The sequence below is a fragment of the Inquilinus sp. YAF38 genome (genome assembly GCF_052113205.1).
In the GTDB taxonomy this organism is placed as follows: Bacteria; Pseudomonadota; Alphaproteobacteria; order DSM-16000; family Inquilinaceae; genus Inquilinus.
In genome coordinates, this window is sequence record NZ_JBFRCU010000071.1 from 1 (window position 1) to 16181 (window position 16181).

Below are 16181 nucleotides of genomic sequence, written 5' to 3' on the forward strand. Positions count from 1 at the left end.
GGCCGGCTGCGCGCCGCCTATGAGTTCGCCTTCGCCGACTGGTACATCCGGCCCTATGGCGACCTCGACGTGGTCTACACCGACCTGCCCGGCTTCGAGGAGAAGGGCGACGACCTGTACGCGCTGGACGTCCGCGGCAGCAGCAAGACCAGCGTGGCGCTGTCGCCGATGGTGGAGTTCGGCGGCCGGCTGGACCTGGATCCGGAGACCGCGCTGCGGGCCTATGTCGCCTTCGGCATGAGCTACCTGCCGGACAACAGCCGGACGATCCATTCCAGCTTCGCCGGGGCGTCCTCGGCCAACGGCACCTTCAGCGACCAGATCGACTCGCCGGAGGTGCTGGGCCGGATCGATGTCGGGCTGCAGCTGTTCCGGGCCGGCGACTTCGAGCTGAAGGGCGAATACACCGCCGATCTCGGCGGCGAGTTCCTCAGCCAGTCCGCCAGCGCAAGAGCCGCCTACCACTTCTGACGGCGAAGACCATCAGCGAGCCGGGCCGCGGGGAGACCTGCGGCCCGGTCGTCGAATGACGAAACCTATCCCCCGGTATGGCTCGTCCTCTCCGTCGACCCAATCGACCGCGAACATGCCTCGCCGTAGCGTCGCCCATGTCGGGGTAAGGCGTTCAGCAGGAGGCGAGCATGTACCTGGACAAGACACCCGGTGCGCCGGGGCCTGACGAGCTGGTGCTGTCGCGCTACGCGCTGCAGGTCGGCGAGATCGACGTCATGGTGGTCAGCGACGGGGTGATATCGATCTCGGCCGAGGCGATGGCCACCAACGCCGATCCGGCCGTCCGGTCGGCCTGGCTGCGCGAGCGGCTGCAGACCGAGGTGATGGATTGGGCGCTGAACGAGGTCGTGGTCCGGAGCGGCGACCGGACCATCCTCATCGATTCCGGGCTGGGAATGGAGGCCCCGAACTTCCCGCGGACCGGGCGGTGGTCGTCGCGGCTGGAGGCCGCCGGCGTCGACCTGGCATCCGTGACCGACGTGGTGCTGACCCATATGCATTTCGACCATGTCGGCGGGCTGCTCGTCGACGGGGTTCAGGACCAGCTGCGGCCGGACGTCCGGATCCACGCATCGGCCGCCGAGGCCGGGTTCTGGGAGGCGCCCGATTTCTCCCGCACCGCCATGCCCGGGCCGCTGCAGGAGATGATCCGGTCGGCCGCCAAGCGGTTCCTGGCCCAGTACGGCGGCAAGCTGCAGACCTTCGAGACGGATCATGAGGTGGCGCCGGGGGTGGTGGTCACCCGCACCGGCGGCCACACGCCCGGGCACAGCATGGTCCGCCTGGCCTCCGGCGGCGATCGCCTGACCTTCGTCGGCGACGCCATACTCCCGCACGGCTTCGAGCACCTCGAGTGGCATAACGGCTTCGAACACGACCCCGAGGAGGCGGTCCGCGTCCGGGCCCGGCTTCTGCGGGAGCTGGCGGCGACCGGCGAACCGATCCTGGCCACGCACCTGTCGTTCCCGTCGGTCTGCCGGGTGGCGGCCGTCGGCGCGGGCTATCGCTGGGTGCCGGCCTTGTGGAATTACTGACCCTTATCGGGTCAGGGCATCGGATCCCGGTGTCGCCTCACACCAGCGCCTGCACGATGGTGTCGCTGGGATGGATGCCGATCAGCTCGAGCCGGCCGGTGCCGGTGTTCTCGAAGCGGTGCGGCACGTTGGCGGCGGCGACGACGATGTCGCCCGGATAGCCCTTCGTGGTCTCGCCGCCGACGGTGAACTCGGCCTCGCCCGCCCGGACGATCCAGGTCTCGGGATAGGGGTGCACATGCAGCGTCGATCCCTGGCCCGGCGCGGCGTCGACCAGGAAGCACGACACCGCGCTGCCGAACTCGCGGCCCTCGAAACGGACCGTCCGGCTCTGGCCCGGCTGCGGCTCCCGGTGGCGACGGACCTGGAACATCTCCGATCTCCCCTGCGTGCCGCCGATGGCGGCGAAGTATCTTCACGAGAAGATATATGGTCGAGTTATCTTCTCGTCAAGATATCTTGGCGGGCTGCGGCGCAGGGCGTATGTGTGGGCTGCAACACCTTTCCAGAACGCCCGCCCTATCCCCCTGCCGTCATTCCCCCGAAAGCGGGAATCTCTGTCCGGTGAAGCTGTCGAGAGATCCCCGCTTTCGCGGGGATGACGGGGCGGGGATTCTGAAAGGCCTCGCCTGCGGGATCGACGAATGAGAACAGGGATGACGGACGCCGACGGAACCGCGGACCATGTCGACCGGCTGCGTCGGCAATGGGCACGAGAGCTGCCCGACCTGGACACCGAACCGATGACGATCCTGGGGCGGGCCTACCGGCTGTCGAACCTGGTGCGCCCCAGCATCGAGGCGACCTTCGCCGGCTTCGGCCTGGACCGCGGCGAGTTCGACGTGATCGGCACCCTGCGCCGGTCCGGGCCGCCCTATCGGCTGACGCCGACCGAGCTGTACACCGCGCTGATGATGTCGTCGGGCGGGCTGACTCACCGGCTGGACCGGCTGGAGAAGGCGGGGCTGATCCGGCGCGAGAAGTCGCCGCAGGACGGGCGCAGCGTGCTGGTGGTGCTGACTGAGGACGGCGCGGCGCGGGCCGAGGCGGCGTTCCGCGCCGACATGGCGAATGAGGCCGCCGCCTTGCAGGCCCTGGACCCGCAGGAGCGCGCGGCGCTGGCGGCCCTGCTGCGCAAGCTGATCGCCGGCATCGAATCCGATCCGGCGCGCGGCGGAGGCCCGGGCTGACCGCAGATGCCGGCGACATCCTTGGTTATGCGCTGACGGGTCTCTCCTGTAAGCTGCCCTGAGTCTGGGATTTTCAACAAAAACTCCGCAATCTCGGGGAGGCAGCCTTGGCGAACTATTTCTTCACCGTGGACGGGCCGGAGGTGGGTTCGGTCGGCCCGGGCGAGCAGGCCGTCGTCGGCAACCTCGCCTTCTTCGACACCACCGACACCGTGACCGGCGCGTCGGGCGCGCTCCTCGGCTTCGCGATCGCCGGGGACGTCGTCCTGAACCTGAACGGCTATGCCGGCATCACCGGCTTCGCCACCGTCTCGCCGCAGAGCTTCGGCGGCACGATCAACCTGACGATCGGGCAGGATTTCTACATCGGCAACGCCTCCGGCGGGCTGCTGACCGTCCTCGCCCTCGCGGATGTCCAGGTGATCCTCAACGCCAGTGCGCTCAACTCCGCCAGCGCGGTGCTGCTGCGGTCCTTCGCAGGCACGGCCGATATCCTGATCGGGGGGGACGGCAACGACAACCTCGCGGGCGCGGGCGGCGCCGACCAGTTGAACGGCGGCGCCGGCATCGACGTCGCGCGCTACGACCTGTCGCCGGGCGCCGTGACGGTCGATCTGGCCGCCGGCACGGGCACCGGCAGCGACGCCCAGGGCGACACCCTCAGCAGCATCGAGGGTGCCGCGGGATCGGCCTTCAACGACCGGCTGCTCGGCGGTGCCGGCACCAATTACCTGGTTGGCCTCGACGGCGACGATGTGCTGCGCGGCGGCGCCGGGGCCGATGCCCTGGACGGCGGCGCCGGCATCGACCAGGCGAACTACCAGGGCTCGAGCGTCGGGGTGTTCGTCGACCTGCTGAACGGCGTGTACCTCAACGGCGACGCCAACGGCGACCAGCTGACCGGAATCGAGAACGTCTACGGCTCCAGCCACGACGACATCCTCTCCGGCAACGCCTTCCGCAACGTCATCGGCGGCGAGGCCGGCAACGACGTGATCGCGGGCAATGCCGGCGACGACTCGCTGGCCGGCGAGACCGGCGACGACCAGGTCAACGGCGGCGACGGCAACGACCGGGTCGTCGGCGGCGCCGGGGTCGACATCCTGCACGGCGGCGCCGGCAATGATTCGATCGATGCCGGGACCGAGACCGACCAGAGCTTCGGCGATGCCGGCAATGACAGCCTCGTCGGCGGCGCCGGCGACGACACGCTCGATGGCGGCGACGACAACGACATTCTCGAGGGCGGGGCCGGGGCCGACACCCTGACCGGCGGCGCCGGCATCGACACGGCCAGCTATGTCGCCTCGGCCGCCGGCGTGACCCTGGCGATCGGCAGCACCTCCACCGGCGGCGATGCGGCGGGCGACATCCTGCTGCAGATCGAACAGGTGATAGGCTCGGCCTTCGTCGACGTGATCACCGGCGATGCCGCCGCCAACACGCTGTGGGGCATGGCCGGCGACGACGTGCTGACCGGAGGCGGCGGCGCCGATGTGCTGAAGGGCGGCGCCGGCAACGACCACTTCTCCTATGCCGCGACCGGCGACAGCACCGTCGCGGCCGCCGGCCGGGACACGATCCTCGACTTCAGCATCGGCGACCTGATCAACCTGGCGCTGATCGACGCCGACGGCAATGGCGAGAACGGCGACACCGCCTTCACCTTCGGCACCGGCGCCTTCACCGGGGCGGGGCAGGTCCGGGTGCTGGCCTTCGCCGGCGGCCGCTACGGCGTCTATCTGGAGACCACCGGCAACCATGTCGAGGACGCGCTGATCACCGTCTATTCCGACCACGCTTTGACTGCGGCGGATTTCGTCCTGTAGCCGGGCGCGGCCCGGACGCTTGCGGCGTCCGGGCCGATCGCGCCGGCATCGGATCGATTCGAGTCCGGAAAATTCGAAACAAAATTGAGATTTCATCTCGAAAGTCCGCCGAGATCCCAGACTTCCGGCTTGATCTGGCAGAAGTCGCAGTCCTCGCGTTGACAATCTCTTCCGCCGCGTCCTAGCGTCCGCCCCCCGCGGGTCACCGCGGCACAATAAAAACAATGCCCAAGAACAAGCGCGGAAGAAACAGTGACCAAGATCACCCCGCCGGCCTTCAGGGCCGCCCGCGGCCCTGCCGCCGACAAGCGAGCCTGGCTCGACTCCCATGAACACGGCTATCACAAGGGCCTGAAATCCCGGCAGGTGCAGATGATCGCCATCGGCGGCGCCATCGGCACCGGGCTGTTCCTCGGCGCCGGCGGCCGGCTGCAGCTGGCCGGCCCGGCCCTGGCGCTGGTCTACCTGGTCTGCGGCTTCTTCTCCTTCCTGATCCTGCGGGCGCTGGGCGAGCTGGTGATGCACCGCCCGACCTCCGGCAGCTTCGTCTCCTATGCCCGCGAGTTCCTGGGCGAGCAGGCGTCCTTCGTCGCCGGCTGGATGTTCTTCCTGAACTGGGCGATGACCGGCATCGTCGATATCACCGCCGTGGCCCTGTACATGAAGTACTGGCCGATGTTCGGCGACGTGCCGCAATGGCTGTTCGCGCTGGCGGCGCTGGGCGTCGTCACGGTGATGAACCTGGTCGGCGTCAAATGGTTCGGCGAGATGGAGTTCTGGTTCTCGCTGATCAAGGTGGCGGCGCTGGTGCTGTTCCTGATCATCGGCACCCTGATCCTGGGCAGCGGCATGGAGGTGGCCGGCCACGCGCCCGGGCTGCAGCTGGTCTCCGACAATGGCGGCATCTTCCCGCACGGCCTGCTGCCCGCCGTGGTGATCGTCCAGGGCGTGGTCTTCGCCTATGCCGGGATCGAGCTGATCGGCACCGCCGCCGGCGAGACCGAGGACGCGCGCAAGATCCTGCCGCGGGCGATCAACAGCGTGATCTGGCGCATCGCGCTGTTCTATGTCGGCTCGGTCGTCCTCTTGGTGCTGCTGCTGCCCTGGACCGCGTACCAGGCCGGCACCAGCCCCTTCGTCACCTTCTTCGGCGCGCTGGGCGTGCCCGGCATCGGCACGATCATGAACATCGTGGTGCTGACCGCGGCGCTATCCAGCCTGAACTCCGGCCTCTACTCCACCGGGCGGGTGCTGCGGTCGCTGGCGATGGGCGGGTCGGCGCCCGAGCTGCTCTCGCGGATGAACGCGCGCAAGGTGCCCTATGCCGGCATCCTGGTGACGGTCGCGATCTACGCCGTCGGCGTGGTGCTGAACTACGTGGTGCCGTCGCAGGTGTTCGAGATCGTGCTGAACATCGCCTCGCTGGGCATCATCAGCACCTGGGCCTTCATCCTGGTCTGCCAGCTGGCGCTGCGCCGGGCGATCCGGCGGGGCGAGGCCGATCCGGTGTCGTTCCGCATGCCGGGGGCGCCGGTCAGCAGCTGGATCACCCTTCTGTTCCTGCTGGGCGTGCTGGTGCTGATGGCGCTGGACTACCCGGTCGGGTCGCTGACCGTGGCGGCGCTGCCGCTGATCGGCCTCGGCCTGCTGGTCGGCTGGATGCTGGCACGGAAGAAGGTGCTGGCGCTGCGGCCCGACAGCCCGATGGCGGAGCACGAGCCGCTGGTGCCGCAGCCCGACGGCCTTTCCTGAGCCGGTTTGCGCGTCTTGCATGACCGGGATCCGATGGGGGCTTGACCTTCCAGCTTCTGGAAGCCCCATCTCCCGGTCATGACCACGACATCGACCGTCCGACTGGACATCACCGGCATGACCTGCGCCGCCTGCGCGACCCGGGTCGAGCGCGCCCTGTCCCGCACGCCCGGCGTGCTGCAGGCCACCGTCAACCTGGCGCTGGAGCGGGCGGACATCGCCGTCGCCCCGGACGGGCCGGACCGCGCCGCGCTGGCCGAGACGGTGCGCGGCGCCGGCTATGAGGTGCGCGCGCCGGCCGCCGTCACCGAGGAGACGGAGGGCCGGCCCTGGATCGAGACCGCGACTTTGGCCGCGGCGATCCTGCTGACCCTGCCCCTAGTGCTGAACATGGTGGCGATGGCGCTGGGCCTGCCCTGGCACCTGTCGCCGATCACCGAGCTGGTGCTGGCGACGCCGGTGCAATTCTGGGCCGGCGCCCGCTTCTACCGCGGCGCCTGGGCCTCGCTGCGCCACCGCAGCCCGGGCATGGACGTGCTGGTCGCGCTCGGCACCAGCGCCGCCTGGGGCTACAGCGCGGTGCAGGTGGCGTTGCATGGCGGCATGGCGATGGGCCATCTGTATTTCGAGGCCGCCGCCGTGGTGATCACGCTGGTGCTGCTGGGCAAGCGGCTGGAGGCGCGGGCCAAGCGCGGCGCCGGCGCCGCGCTGCGCGCGCTGATGGCGCTGCGGCCGGAAACGGCGCGGGTGCTGACCGCGGACGGCCCGGTCGAGCGGCCGGTGGCCGACCTTGCGCCTGGGGACCGCATCCTGGTCCGCCCCGGCGAGCGTTTCCCGGTCGACGCCCGGGTCGAGGCGGGCGAGAGCGAGGTCGACGAATCGCTGGTGACCGGAGAGAGCCTGCCGGTGGCCAAGCGGCCGGGCGACATGGTCGCCGCCGGCGCCCTGAACGGCACCGGCGCCCTGACCCTGGAGGCGACGGCGGTGGGCGAGGATTCGACCATCGCCCGGATCGTCCGGCTGGTCGAGGCGGCGCAGTCCGGCAAGGCGCCGATCCAGAAGCTGGTCGACCGCATCAGCGCCGTGTTCGTGCCGATCGTGCTGGCGCTCGCGATCCTGACCTTCGCCGGCTGGCTGGTGGCCGGCGGCAGCCTGGACCAGGCGCTGGGCGCCGCCGTGGCGGTGCTGGTGATCGCCTGCCCCTGCGCCATGGGGCTGGCGACGCCGGCCGCGATCGTCACCGGCACCGGCGCCGCGGCCCGCGCCGGCATCCTGATCCGCGACATCGAGACGATCGAACGGGCGCCGCGGATCGACACCGTGGTGTTCGACAAGACCGGCACCCTGACCGAGGGCCGGCCCGCAGTGACCGAGGTGATCGGCGGCGACGTCGATGCCCTGCTGGCCCTGGCCGCCGCGGTGCAGGCCGGCAGCGAGCATCCCCTGGCCCGGGCGGTCGAGGCCGAGGCGGCCCGGCGCGGCCTGTCGGTTCCCGCGGCGTCCGGCATCACGGCCCGGCCAGGCCGCGGCGTCGTCGGCACGGTCGACGACACCAGCGTCGCCATCGGAAATGCCGCGCTGATGCGGGAGATCCAGGCGGTCCTGCCCGAGGCGCTGGCGCAGGCGATCGGCGGGCATGAGGCCGCCGGCCGCACCGCCATGCTGGTCGCGGCGGGGGGCGAGGTGCGCGGCGCCATCGCCGTGGCCGACCCGCTGAAGCCCGGCGCGGCCGAGGCGGTGGCGAGGCTGGTCGCGGCGGGCATCGCCGTGCGGATGCTGAGCGGCGACGCCCGCGCCGTGGCCGACAGCGTCGCGGGCCGGATCGGCATCACCGCGGTCGACGCCCCGGTGCGGCCGGAGGAGAAGGCCGGCGCCGTGGCCCGGCTGCGCGCCGGCGGCGCCCGGGTGGCGATGGTCGGCGACGGCATCAACGACGCCCCGGCCCTGGCCGAGGCCGATCTGGGCATCGCCATGGGCGGCGGCGCCGACGTGGCGCTGGAGGCGGCGGCGATCACGCTGATGCGGCCGGACCCGCGGCTGGTGGCCGATGCGCTGGCGATCAGCCAGGCGACCTGGAACAAGGTGCGGCAGAACTTGTTCTGGGCCTTTGCGTACAACGTGATCGGGCTGCCGCTGGCGGCGCTGGGCCTGCTCAATCCGGCGCTCGCCGGCGCGGCGATGGCGCTGAGCAGCATCAGCGTCGTCGCCAACGCGCTGCTGCTGCGGCGCTGGCGACCGCGGGGGTAGGGCGCGGGGCCGCATCGGGCACTTGCGTAGCGGGCGTCCGATGCGCTCCACTGCAAGGGCGAGGGAGAGGCGACGGCGATGAATATCGGCGAGGCGGCGCGGCATTCGGGCCTGCCGGCGAAGACCATCCGCTACTATGAGGAGATCGGGCTGGTCCGGCCGGATCGGCGCGACAACAACTATCGCGACTACGGCGCCCATGCGCTGGAAGTGCTGCGCTTCCTGCGCCGGTCGCGCGAATTCGGCTTCACCATCGAGCAGTGCCGCGCCCTGCTGACCCTGTACGAGGACCCGACGCGCTGCTCGTCCCAGGTGAAGGAGCTGGCCTCGACCCGCATCGTCGAGATCAACGACAAGATCCGCGAGCTGGAGGCGCTGCGCGAGAGCCTGGGCACGCTGGTGCATCAATGCCCCGGCGGCCGTGACCCCGACTGCCCGATCATCGACGAGCTGGCCGGCGCCCCGCCGCGCCGCGAAGCCCTCGCCGCGATGCGATGATCGGAAGCCCGCATTTCTCAAACCCCTTAGGCCCTGCGCCGTTGTCCCATGCCGGCAGGGCAGGAGCCGCGCGCCGCGCGATGCGGCACATCGGGCAAGCGCGGCGACGTACCCTGCCGGCATGGGACGACGGCCCGGAGGGTCGCCTTGCGGCGGCCGCCTGCGGGCGCGGGCCACTCGACCGTATGACCCGATACGCTCTTCGTGGCCCGCGCCCTCATTCGACTCCCCGCAAGGCGACGCAGGGCCTAAGGGGTTTGAGAAATGCGGGCTATTAGGGCGCTGTTCCTGGTCAATCCGAAGGCCAGCCGGGCCGAGACCGGCCTCGATGCCGTGATCAGGACCCTGATCGAGGGCGGGGTCGAGCCGGTTCGGCCGCTGAACGACGATGTCGACACGCTGATCCGGCGCCACGCCGCCGCGGTCGAATGCGTCATCATCGGCGGCGGCGACGGCACGCTGAACCGCGCCGCGCCGGCGCTGATGGAGACCGGGCTGCCGCTCGGCATCCTGCCGCTGGGCACCGCCAACGACCTGGCCCGGACCCTGGAGCTGCCGACCGACCCGGTGGAGGCGGCGCGGGTCATCGTCGACGGCCGGATGCGTGCCATCGACCTGGGCGAGGTCAACGGCCGGCCCTTCTTCAACGTCGCCAGCCTGGGCATGAGCGTCGACCTGGCGAAGTCGCTGGACGGCGGCACCAAGAAGCGCTGGGGCCGCTTCGGCTATATCCTCGCCGCGCTGCGGCTGGTGCGGCGGCTGGAGCGCTTCACCGCCGAGATCCGCATCGATGACGGGCGGGTGATCCGCGGCAAGAGCATCCAGATCGCGGTCGGCAACGGGCGCTTCTACGGCGGCGGCATGGCCATCGCCGAGGATGCGGCGCCGGATGACGGCATGCTGGACGTCTATTCGATCGAGGTCGACCACTGGCTGTGGCTGGCGCTGATGTACCCGTCCTTCCGCGCCGGGCGGCACGGCCGCTGGGACGAGGTGCATGCCTTCCGCTGCCGGTCGGTCGAGATCCGCACCCGCCGGCCGCGCGACGTCAACACCGACGGCGAGGTGACGACCCACACCCCGGCCAAGTTCCGGGTGCTGCCGAAGGCGGTGCGGGTGTTCAGTCCCCCGTTCGATCCCCGGCCGGCACCGCCCGCCGCCGGCTGACCGCGACCAGCCACAGGCTGCCCAGGACAGCCGCGACCAGCGACCCGGCCAGCACGCCCATCTTGGTCGCCGCCTGCAATCCGGGATCCTCGAAGGCCAGCGAGCCGATGAACAGGCTCATGGTGAAGCCGATCCCGGCCAGCACCGAGACGCCGGCGAGCTGGGCCGTGGTCGCCCCGGCCGGCAGGGCCGCGAAGCCGAGGCGGATCGACGCCCAGGCGGCGACGCCGACGCCGAGCGACTTGCCGACCACCAGCCCGGCGGCGATGCCGAACGGCACCGGCTCGAGAAAGCTCGCCAGGCTGGCGCCGGCGAAGGACACGCCGGCATTGGCGAAGCCGAAGATCGGCACCACCAGGAAGGCGACGAAGTCGTGCAGGCTGTGCTCGAGCCGCAGCAGCGGCGGCTCGTCCTCGTCCTCCGCGGTGCGGTCGAGCGGCACCAGGAAGGCCAGCACCACCCCGGCCAGCGTGGCGTGCAGGCCGGATTTCAGCACGAACAGCCAGACCACGGCGCCGACCACCATATAGGGCCACAGCGCCTGCACCCGCAGCCAGTTGAACAGGCACAACAGGGCGATTCCGGCGACGGCCCAGGTGAGGTACGGCAGCGAGATGTCGCCGGTGTAGAACAGGGCGATGATCACCACCGCGGCGACGTCGTCGATGATCGCCAGCGCGGTCAGGAACACCTTCAGCGACACCGGCACCCGGCTGCCCAGCAGCGACAGCACGCCGAGGGCGAAGGCGATGTCGGTGGCGGCCGGGATCGCCCAGCCGCGCAGCGCCGTCGGGTCGCCGACATTGATCACGGCATAGATCAGCGCCGGCAGCACCACGCCGCCGACCGCGGCGATGCCGGGCAGCATCAGCGTCTCGCGCGACGACAGCTCGCCCTGCAGGATCTCGCGCTTGATCTCCAGCCCGACCAGCAGGAAGAACACCGCCATCAGCCCGTCATTGACCCAGTGCAGCAGCGTCTTCTCCAGCGCCAGGTCGCCGAAGCGCAGGCCGATCGGCAGGTGCAGCAGCGAGTCGTAGGCACCGGCCAGCGGCGAGTTGGCGGCGATCAGCGCCAGCACCGCCACCACCATCAGCACGATGCCGCCCGCCGCCTCGACCTCGAGGAAGGAGCGGATCGCCGAGATCGGCTTGCGGACCAGCCACGTCTTCACGGTCTCGGGCATCGGCTCCTGTCCGGCGTCGTGTCGAGGACGCCAAGTTGGGCGATTGGCGGGGCGGGCTCAACCGGAATCGGGATACGGCCGGTCGCGAGCGACGCCGAGCGCCTGCCGAGAACCTGGAATGGCCGTGCGGCCTGTCGGGAGGTCGGCAAGCTGCTCGCGGCCTGAACGGCCGCTTGGTCCGCTTTGCTGACGTTCGGAGGCCGTTCGAACTGCTCCGAACCGGACATTGTCGGTCTCAGCAACAGCTTCCGAAACCGGACCTCAGGACCTTCGCCGGCCTTCGAGCTGCCCGGAGCTATGTCGCCTCTCCAACCTCCCCACAACTAGGCGGCCGCCAGCGATCAGACTTTACCTTGAAAAATCTGATGTCATATTATATATATGACGTGATGGATAACGCAGATACCCCAACGGCGAGACAAGTTAAGGCAGGGCGCGCACTACTGGCGTGGACCCAAAATGACCTTGCGCGCGCAGCTGGGATAGCTACGTCGACACTGGCAGATTTCGAGCGCGGGCAGCGAGTGCCGGTCGCGAACAACGTCCTGGCCATCAAAGCGGCACTCGAAACAAAGGGGATAAAGTTTCTCGCCGGCGGTGCGGTCACTGGTCCGATCGATCGGAAAATTGTCGCGCCTGCCGCCGGCGGCCAGACGTTGCGGTGGGTCACTGCGGAGGATCTTTCGCAATGGGCAGCTCGGCGCGATGGACCTGCGGCTTTACCTGAATTGATCAGCCGGCTGATCGTGATAAGCTGCGGCCCCGTCGCTCTGCGCTTTCCCGCCGATGAGAGCATCCAGCACGCAGGTTGGGATGGCTTCTGCGAAACGAGCATCGCGACCGCCTTCGTACCGCAAGGGCGCTCGGTCTGGGAACTCGGCGCGCAACGTCAGCGAATCGAGCGGAAGGCCGAGGAAGATTACCGCAAGCGGTCGGAGCGATCGTTGGGAGTCGATCCGGCGGAGACAACTTACGTGTTTGTGACCCCGCATCGCTGGCCGCATAAGGACGAGTGGGCGGCGGCAAAACGAGCCGAAGGCGTCTGGAAGGACGTCCGGGTGCTTGACGGTGATTCGCTCGTCCACTGGCTCGAGCTTCACGCCGGCGTCGCTGAGTGGTTTGCGGTGCGAACCGGCCGGCGGCCGAATGGCTTGCGCAATCTGACGGAGGTATGGCGGGAATGGTCGCTGGCGACGACGCCGGCGCTCAGCACCGAGCTTGTCTGTGCCGATCGCGATGACGAGGCCGTCAGGCTGCTGCGCTGGCTGAATGCCGAACCGTCAATTATGGCAGTGCAAGCCGAGGCCGTCGACGAGGCTGTCGCCTTTCTCTACGCCGCAGTCGACCCGCTGCCCGATCCCGACCGGCTCTATTGGCTGAGCAGGATCGTCGTTGCGGATAGCGAGGCCGTTGCGCGAGAGATCTCCCGGCTTAGCGCCAAGCTAGTGGTCGTTCTCACTAGCGGCGACCCTGGTCTGGCCGGCCTGCTTGCCCAGGAAGGCCATCACGTCTTCGCTGCCTTCGGGTCCGATGTCGGCACGCCGGCCAATGTGATGCGCTTGCCCCGCGCTTGGCGCCATACGATCGAGACCATTTTGGATGAGGCGGGTGTCGAGCAGATGGAAGCGCGGCGTCTCGCCAGGGATGCAGGCCGAAGCCTTGCTGTCCTGCGCCGCTTGATGCCCGCCGCTCCGACACAGCGCCCGGCCTGGGCGCAGGCGCCGATATCGACAGCTCTGCTGGGCGCCATGCTGGCAGGGGCATGGGATCGCGCCTATCCGGTCGACCGAGCGATCTTGTCCCGGCTCTGCTGCGCTTCCTATGACGAAGCCGAGGCGATCCTTGCGCCGTTCGCCGCGAAGTTAGACGGACCGCTTCGTCGATCCGGTTCGGTATGGAAGCTGACGTCACTGCGTGACGCCTGGTTTTTGCTGGCGGGACAGTTGACGATTGCACAGATCGACCTGCTGATCGTCAGCTTCCTCGAAGTGCTGGGCGAGGCCAACCAAGCCTATGACGATCGTGACCGCCGCTGGAAGCTGGACCGGAGCCCCCCGAAGCACGCCTCGCCCAACCTTCGGCGCGGCCTGAGCGAAGCGCTTATTGCACTCAGCGTCTACAGCGATCGTGCGGCCGGCATTCCCGACGCGCACTATCGTACTCCGAGCGCGGTCAAGAAGCTCTTGGATGGCGCAAACGAGCGTCTGTGGTGGTCGCTCTCCCACGATTTCCGGCGTCTGGCGGAAGCGGCACCCGACCCATTCCTGGAAGCGATTGAACAGGCCCTCGCGGCCGATCCCTGTCCTATGTCGTCGCTGTTTCGTAGCGACGAAGGTTTCTTGCACGACACGGAATATCTGGCCGACCTGCTCTGGGCGTTGGAGATCTTGTGCTGGAGCGCCGACTATGTCGGTCGTGCCACGCTGATCCTAGCGCGCCTCGCGGCGATTGATCCGGGCGGCAAGATGAGCAATCGACCGAAGGAAACGCTCGCACGCATCTTTCTGCCTTGGCGACCGCAGACCTTCGCGACCGCCGCCGAGCGCATCCAGCTGATCGACCGAATCCTCGTCAACCTTCCCGAGGTTGGTTGGAACTTGCTGCACGCAATCGCGCCGACCGGACGGGGCGTAACCCGTCCCACATCCAAGCCCCTCTGGCGCGACTTTTCGACCGACGAACCCGAGGCACTGACCAACCGGTCACTGCATCATATGTACGGTGCGATTGGCGATCGGCTGCTCGATACCGCCGGCGCGGATGGCGACCGTTGGGCTGTCGTGCTCGACCATTGGCCCAGTTTCGATCCAACTTGGCGAGAGCGCGCGTACGAGCGGCTGGTGGCGGCGGCCCCGACCTTTCCCGAGGGACAGCGCTTGTCGTTCCGGGAGACGTTGCGATCGTTCATCGCCAAGCACGCCGGATTTCCGACAGCCGAGTGGTCACTCAAGGATGATGAGTTGGCACCGCTACGCTCGATTTTCGAAGCACTGGAGCCGACGTCGGCTTCGCTACGGAATGCTTGGTTGTTTGGTCAAGAATCCCTTCGGTTCGACGCCACGTTGGGTTGGCAGGAACAGGCTGACCGCCTCGAGACGGCTCAGATTGCTGCCTTTGAAGAAATCATCGATGAACTCTCGGTGCCGGCGCTGATCGATTATGCCTTGACCTTGGAGCGCCCGGATTCGCTTGGCGTTGCCGCGGCGTTGAGCGAGGCTGACTCCGCCACCAAGGAGGCACTGCTCGCCGAAGCCTTCTCGCGTGATAAGAGAGTTGGTGAGCGTTTCGCGCAGGGACTCCTCTTCGGCTTTAAGAAGCTGGGCGGCGAGGACAAACTCCGGGCGCGGCTGACGGCCGCAATCGCCGACCACCGGCCGGCGAGTGAATTGCTCGCTATCGCTTTCGTGCTCGACGCCAAGCGCTCAAACTGGATGCTGATTGCCGAGGCGGGCGACGAGGTCGAGCGTGCGTACTGGAGCAGGCTCAACGTCTATGCTGTGCCCGCCGACGAGGATATAGCCTGGATCACCGACAAGTTCCTATCCGTTGAGCGTGGCCGCTCGCTGCTGAGATTCGTAGCCGGGCACGAGTCGATCGAGATGCCTGCCGATATTCTTCTGACGATCCTGAAGCACCCGTCGACGATTCAGGAGGCACCAAACGAGGGGAGTAACGCCGATGGAGGCATGTTCTCCTGGTATGTCGGCAAGGTGTTCGAGCGCCTCGACACGATCGGCGGCCTCGATCACGAGTTGATAAATCTCGAATGGATCTATTTCCAGGCGCTGGAACATTCTCAGCGGCCGGCGAAGTCACTAGAAAAGGCGCTTTCGGAGGACCCGAACTTTTTCGTGATGCTACTCAAGACGCTCTACTCAGCTAGCACGGAGGAGGACGATGACACATCGGCTCCAGCCGAAGCGACTGTCACCCAGGCTTTCCAAGTCCTCGAAGCATGGCGCCGCGTGCCCGGAAGCGACGACGATGGGGTGATCGACCGCGCCAAGTTGCTGGCATGGGTTCGCGCTGCACGCATCGCCTGCGCAGCGGCGCATCGGACTCAGATTGCTGACTACAAGATCGGCGTAATCCTGTCCGCTGCGACACGGGTCAACGGCGAGGCTTGGCCGCCGGAGGGCGTGCGGGACGTTCTGGAAGAAGTGGCCAACGACGACATCGACCAGGGATTCACGATCGGTCTCTATAATCGGCGTGGCATGACGACGCGCATGCCGACCGACGGGGGTGATCAGGAACGCGATCTCGCCGCGCGCTACCGGTCGGACGCCAAGTCGAGCGCCTTGTTGTGGCCTCGGACGCGTGCCGTCCTCGAACGGATAGCGGCGGGCTACGAGGCAGATGCCGAGCGGGAGGACCAGAGCGCAGAGCAGAGGGACTGGTATTGAGAATCGGCGCTGCTGCCGGTCTGCCGAATGTCAGGCCGTGTCCGGTTTTGATGCACCCCAGCTCGCTTGGCAGCCCGAGATGGCCAGACCTTCTGGGTTCGGCTGTCGTCTGGTTAAAGAAGCCGCGGCAATGACTGGAAGTGACGGATACCGTTGAGAAAGTCCCTCACGAGTACTTGGGATCAAAATTCGGGAAATGGCAAGAAGATAGCTCTTCATCAGGCTCTTCGTTACGCACGAGAGCAGCGTCCCGACTTTTTCAACGAAATCGGCGCCTCTCGGCCAGACCTGGCGCCCTGGTCGACTCCGCTTCCGGCTGAGGAACAGCCCGTCTCCGTCCGGAGCTCCAGCACGACAGC

At 68.3% G+C, this 16181-nt stretch carries 11 protein-coding genes; 9 read left to right on the forward strand and 2 right to left on the reverse strand.

Annotated elements, in window-relative coordinates; all coding sequences use genetic code 11:
* Together AB4Z01_RS25965 and AB4Z01_RS25970 are read left to right on the forward strand one after the other, a co-directional pair.
* On the forward strand, window positions 1-471 hold a 471-nt coding region (locus AB4Z01_RS25965), incomplete at its 5' end, for an autotransporter outer membrane beta-barrel domain-containing protein (RefSeq protein WP_441698758.1).
* A gap of 170 nt (window positions 472-641) precedes the next feature.
* Window positions 642-1547, forward strand: a complete 906-nt coding sequence (locus AB4Z01_RS25970; RefSeq protein ID WP_441698759.1) for an MBL fold metallo-hydrolase — start codon at window positions 642-644, stop codon at window positions 1545-1547.
* Between the two features lie 37 nt (window positions 1548-1584).
* Here AB4Z01_RS25970 and AB4Z01_RS25975 read toward each other — a convergent pair whose 3' ends face one another.
* Window positions 1585-1920, reverse strand: a complete 336-nt coding sequence (locus tag AB4Z01_RS25975) for a cupin domain-containing protein (RefSeq protein WP_441698760.1) — start codon at window positions 1918-1920, stop codon at window positions 1585-1587.
* Window positions 1921-2203: 283 nt separating this feature from the next.
* On the opposite strand from AB4Z01_RS25975, the gene AB4Z01_RS25980 reads away from it, so the two are divergent.
* The 6 genes from AB4Z01_RS25980 to AB4Z01_RS26005 all read left to right on the forward strand — a co-directional run bounded on the left by AB4Z01_RS25980 (window position 2204) and on the right by AB4Z01_RS26005 (window position 10230).
* A complete protein-coding gene (locus AB4Z01_RS25980) occupies window positions 2204-2737 on the forward strand; it encodes a MarR family winged helix-turn-helix transcriptional regulator (RefSeq protein ID WP_441698761.1) in 534 nt (177 codons plus the stop codon).
* Between the two features lie 107 nt (window positions 2738-2844).
* A complete protein-coding gene (locus AB4Z01_RS25985) occupies window positions 2845-4566 on the forward strand; it encodes a calcium-binding protein (protein WP_441698762.1) in 1722 nt (573 codons plus the stop codon).
* 252 nt (window positions 4567-4818) lie between these two features.
* Window positions 4819-6318: an L-asparagine permease gene (ansP, locus tag AB4Z01_RS25990; RefSeq protein ID WP_441698763.1), complete on the forward strand. Its 1500-nt coding sequence runs from the start codon at window positions 4819-4821 to the stop codon at window positions 6316-6318.
* Between the two features lie 78 nt (window positions 6319-6396).
* The gene (locus AB4Z01_RS25995; RefSeq protein WP_441698764.1) at window positions 6397-8565 is read left to right on the forward strand and encodes a heavy metal translocating P-type ATPase; all 2169 of its coding nucleotides are present in this window, start codon (window positions 6397-6399) and stop codon (window positions 8563-8565) included.
* Window positions 8566-8643: 78 nt separating this feature from the next.
* Window positions 8644-9063 carry a Cu(I)-responsive transcriptional regulator gene (gene cueR / locus AB4Z01_RS26000; RefSeq protein WP_441698765.1) on the forward strand — a complete coding sequence of 140 codons (420 nt, stop codon included), beginning with the start codon at window positions 8644-8646 and terminating at the stop codon, window positions 9061-9063.
* A 264-nt stretch (window positions 9064-9327) separates the two neighbouring features.
* Window positions 9328-10230, forward strand: coding sequence for a lipid kinase (locus AB4Z01_RS26005; protein WP_441698766.1), 903 nt, complete (start codon window positions 9328-9330; stop codon window positions 10228-10230).
* Here the strand turns inward: AB4Z01_RS26005 and nhaA are convergent.
* Entirely contained in the window at window positions 10184-11416 is a 1233-nt protein-coding gene (nhaA, locus tag AB4Z01_RS26010) for a Na+/H+ antiporter NhaA (RefSeq protein WP_441698767.1), read from the reverse strand. The two genes, AB4Z01_RS26005 and nhaA, sit on opposite strands and share 47 nt — an antisense overlap.
* Before the next feature lie 389 nt (window positions 11417-11805).
* Here nhaA and AB4Z01_RS26015 point away from each other — a divergent pair, with 389 nt between their 5' ends.
* Window positions 11806-15822: a helix-turn-helix domain-containing protein gene (locus AB4Z01_RS26015; protein WP_441698768.1), complete on the forward strand. Its 4017-nt coding sequence runs from the start codon at window positions 11806-11808 to the stop codon at window positions 15820-15822.
* Window positions 15823-16181: the final 359 nt, after the last annotated feature.

Coding starts and splice junctions, on each gene's coding strand:
- AB4Z01_RS25970 (WP_441698759.1), top strand. CDS start 642: ATGTACCTGGACAAGACACCCGGTGCGCCGGGGCCTGACGAGCTGGTG.
- AB4Z01_RS25975 (WP_441698760.1), bottom strand. CDS start 1,920: ATGTTCCAGGTCCGTCGCCACCGGGAGCCGCAGCCGGGCCAGAGCCGG.
- AB4Z01_RS25980 (WP_441698761.1), top strand. CDS start 2,204: ATGACGGACGCCGACGGAACCGCGGACCATGTCGACCGGCTGCGTCGG.
- AB4Z01_RS25995 (WP_441698764.1), top strand. CDS start 6,397: ATGACCACGACATCGACCGTCCGACTGGACATCACCGGCATGACCTGC.
- cueR (WP_441698765.1), top strand. CDS start 8,644: ATGAATATCGGCGAGGCGGCGCGGCATTCGGGCCTGCCGGCGAAGACC.
- AB4Z01_RS26005 (WP_441698766.1), top strand. CDS start 9,328: ATGCGGGCTATTAGGGCGCTGTTCCTGGTCAATCCGAAGGCCAGCCGG.
- nhaA (WP_441698767.1), bottom strand. CDS start 11,416: ATGCCCGAGACCGTGAAGACGTGGCTGGTCCGCAAGCCGATCTCGGCG.
- AB4Z01_RS26015 (WP_441698768.1), top strand. CDS start 11,806: ATGGATAACGCAGATACCCCAACGGCGAGACAAGTTAAGGCAGGGCGC.